Origin of the sequence: Streptomyces sp. NPDC057654, assembly GCF_042800135.1 — a bacterium.
Classification (GTDB): Bacteria; Actinomycetota; Actinomycetes; order Streptomycetales; family Streptomycetaceae; genus Streptomyces.
Window position 1 is genome coordinate 1 of the sequence record NZ_JBHVHQ010001013.1, and the last position, 2,860, is coordinate 2,860.

The window sequence follows — 2,860 nt, forward strand, 5'->3', positions numbered from 1 at the left end:
GGCTCACTCAGCCCAGGCGGCGCACCAGCGAGCGGTACTCGTCCCACAGCTCCTTGGGCGTGTGGTCGCCGAAGGTGTTGAGGTGCTCGGGGATGAGCGCGGCCTCCTCGCGCCAGACGTCGTTGTCGACGCTGAGCAGGAAGTCCAGCTCGTCGGCGCCGAGGTCGAGGCCGTCGGTGTCGAGGGCGTCCGGCGTCGGGAGCACGCCGATCGGGGTCTCGACGCCCTCGGCCTTGCCCTCCAGGCGCTCCACGATCCACTTCAGGACGCGGCCGTTCTCGCCGAAGCCGGGCCAGACGAACGTGCCCGCCTCGTTCTTGCGGAACCAGTTCACGTAGTAGATCTTCGGGAGCTTCGACGCGTCCGGCTTGTCGGCGCCGACCTTGAGCCAGTGGCCCATGTAGTCGCCCATGTTGTAGCCGCAGAACGGCAGCATCGCGAACGGGTCCCGGCGCAGCTCGCCGACCTTGCCCTCGGCCGCGGCGGTCTTCTCGCTCGCCACGTTCGCGCCGAGGAAGACGCCGTGCTGCCAGTCGAAGGACTCGGTGACCAGCGGCACGGCCGAGGCGCGGCGTCCGCCGAAGAGGATCGCCGAGATCGGCACGCCCTTGGGGTCCTCCCACTCGGGCGCGATGATCGGGCACTGGCCGGCCGGGACGGTGAACCGGGCGTTGGGGTGCGCCGCCGGAGTCTCCGACTCGGGCGTCCAGTCGTTGCCCTTCCAGTCGGTCAGGTGCGCGGGCTGCTCCTCGGTCATGCCCTCCCACCACACGTCGCCGTCGTCGGTGAGCGCGACGTTGGTGAAGACGGAGTTGCCCCACATGGTCTTCATGGCGTTGGCGTTGGTGTGCTCGCCGGTGCCGGGCGCGACGCCGAAGAACCCGGCCTCCGGGTTGATCGCGTAGAGCCGGCCGTCCTCGCCGAACCGCATCCAGGCGATGTCGTCGCCGATGGTCTCCACCGTCCAGCCGGAGATCGTCGGCTCCAGCATGGCGAGGTTGGTCTTGCCGCAGGCGCTCGGGAACGCGGCCGCGACGTACTTCGACTCGCCCTGCGGCGGCGTCAGCTTGAGGATCAGCATGTGCTCGGCGAGCCAGCCCTCGTCGCGCGCCATGACGGAGGCGATGCGCAGCGCGTAGCACTTCTTGCCGAGCAGGGCGTTGCCGCCGTAGCCGGAGCCGTACGACCAGATCTCGCGGGCCTCGGGGAAGTGCGAGATGTACTTGGTGGAGTTGCAGGGCCACGGGACGTCGGCCTCGCCCTCGGCGAGCGGGGCGCCGAGGGTGTGGACGGCCTTCACGAAGAAGCCGTCGTCGCCGAGCTCGTCCAGGACGGCCTGGCCCATCCGGGTCATGGTGCGCATGGAGACGGCCACGTACGCGGAGTCGGTGATCTCCACGCCGAGGGCCGAGAGCGGCGAGCCGAGCGGGCCCATGCAGAACGGGACGACGTACAGGGTCCGGCCGCGCATCGAGCCGCGGAAGATGCCCTTCTCCCCCGTGAAGATGTCACGCATCTCCGCCGGGGCCTTCCAGTGGTTGGTCGGCCCCGCGTCCTCCTCCTTCTCGGAGCAGATGAACGTACGGTCCTCGACGCGGGCGACGTCCGAGGGGTCGGATGCGGCGTAGTACGAGTTCGGGCGCTTGATCGGGTCGAGCTTCTGGAACGTGCCCCTCGCGACGAGCTCCTCGCACAGGCGCTCGTACTCGGCCTCGGAGCCGTCGCACCAGACGATCCGGTCCGGCTCGGTGAGGTCGGCGATCTCATGGACCCAGGAGAGGAGCTCCTGGTGGTTGGTGGGGGTGCTGGGAGCCGCATTGCTGCGCGCCACGATCGCTCCGTCCCGCCGGAAACCGCGCTGCTCCGGCGTCAGAAGTTGAGGGTTGAAGCAGACCCTTGCCGCACACATGTCCGCAAGATGTCCGCATTTGGCGTTAGTTGCCCCGTGGGGGCCGCGACCCGGACGCTTCGTGACCGCTCATCCGGTGCCGACCGCACTCATTTGATCATCCGACCAGGAATGCCGTCTGTCCAGGGGGCGCACTCGTGACCATCGCCACGCGGAACTGACCCGTAACCTACGGTGCCGTAGCTAGCATGGGCCGCATGACCTCCGCCGCTCCCGACGCCGCCGCCGTCCCCTTCCCGGGAGAACCCGCGACCCCGTTTCCGGGAGAACCCGCGAGCCCGTCGTCCACCGCCAAGCCGAGGCTGCGCGGCTGGCTGCACGCCGGAATGTTCCCGGCGGTCCTCTTCGCCGGGGTCGCGCTGACCGCGCTGGCCGACAGCACGCGCGGCCGCGTCGCGTGCGCGATCTTCACGCTCACCGCCTGCCTGCTGTTCGGCGTGAGCGCCCTCTACCACCGCGGCAACTGGAGTCCGCGCATGGACGCGGTGCTCCGCCGGATGGACCACGCCAATATCTTCCTGATCATCGCGGGCACCTATACGCCGCTGACCATGCTGCTGGTCCCCGGCACCCGCGGGCAGGCGCTGCTCTGGGCCGTCTGGGGGGCGGCGCTGGCGGGCATCGCCTTCCGCGTCTTCTGGATCGGCGCCCCGCGCTGGCTCTACACCCCCTGCTACATCGCGATGGGCTGGGCCGCCGTCTTCTTCCTGCCGGACTTCCTCCAGGCGGGCGGGATCGCGGTGCTCGTCTGCGTGATCGTCGGCGGGCTGCTCTACAGCGCGGGCGGGGTGATCTACGGGATCAAGCGCCCCAACCCGTCGCCGCGCTGGTTCGGCTTCCACGAGGTCTTCCACTCGCTGACGCTGGCAGCGTTCGTCGTGCACTACGTCGGCATCTCGCTGGTGGCCTATACGCACGCGTAGCGCCCGTTCCCCAGCCCTCTCCAGTGGC

Annotated in this window: 2 protein-coding genes; one reads left to right on the forward strand and one right to left on the reverse strand. The window is 69.7% G+C overall.

Features of this window, described 5'->3' with window-relative positions:
• Positions 1-7: 7 nt before the first annotated feature.
• A complete protein-coding gene (locus ACFU99_RS39715) occupies positions 8-1,831 on the reverse strand; it encodes a phosphoenolpyruvate carboxykinase (GTP) (RefSeq protein WP_384402424.1) in 1,824 nt (607 codons plus the stop codon).
• Between the two features lie 275 nt (positions 1,832-2,106).
• On the opposite strand from ACFU99_RS39715, the gene ACFU99_RS39720 reads away from it, so the two are divergent.
• The gene (locus ACFU99_RS39720; RefSeq protein WP_384402427.1) at positions 2,107-2,832 is read left to right on the forward strand and encodes a hemolysin III family protein; all 726 of its coding nucleotides are present in this window, start codon (positions 2,107-2,109) and stop codon (positions 2,830-2,832) included.
• Positions 2,833-2,860: the final 28 nt, after the last annotated feature.

Excerpts from the sequence above, each read along its gene's own strand:
- ACFU99_RS39720 (WP_384402427.1), top strand. The coding sequence starts at position 2,107 with ATGACCTCCGCCGCTCCCGACGCCGCCGCCGTCCCCTTCCCGGGAGAA.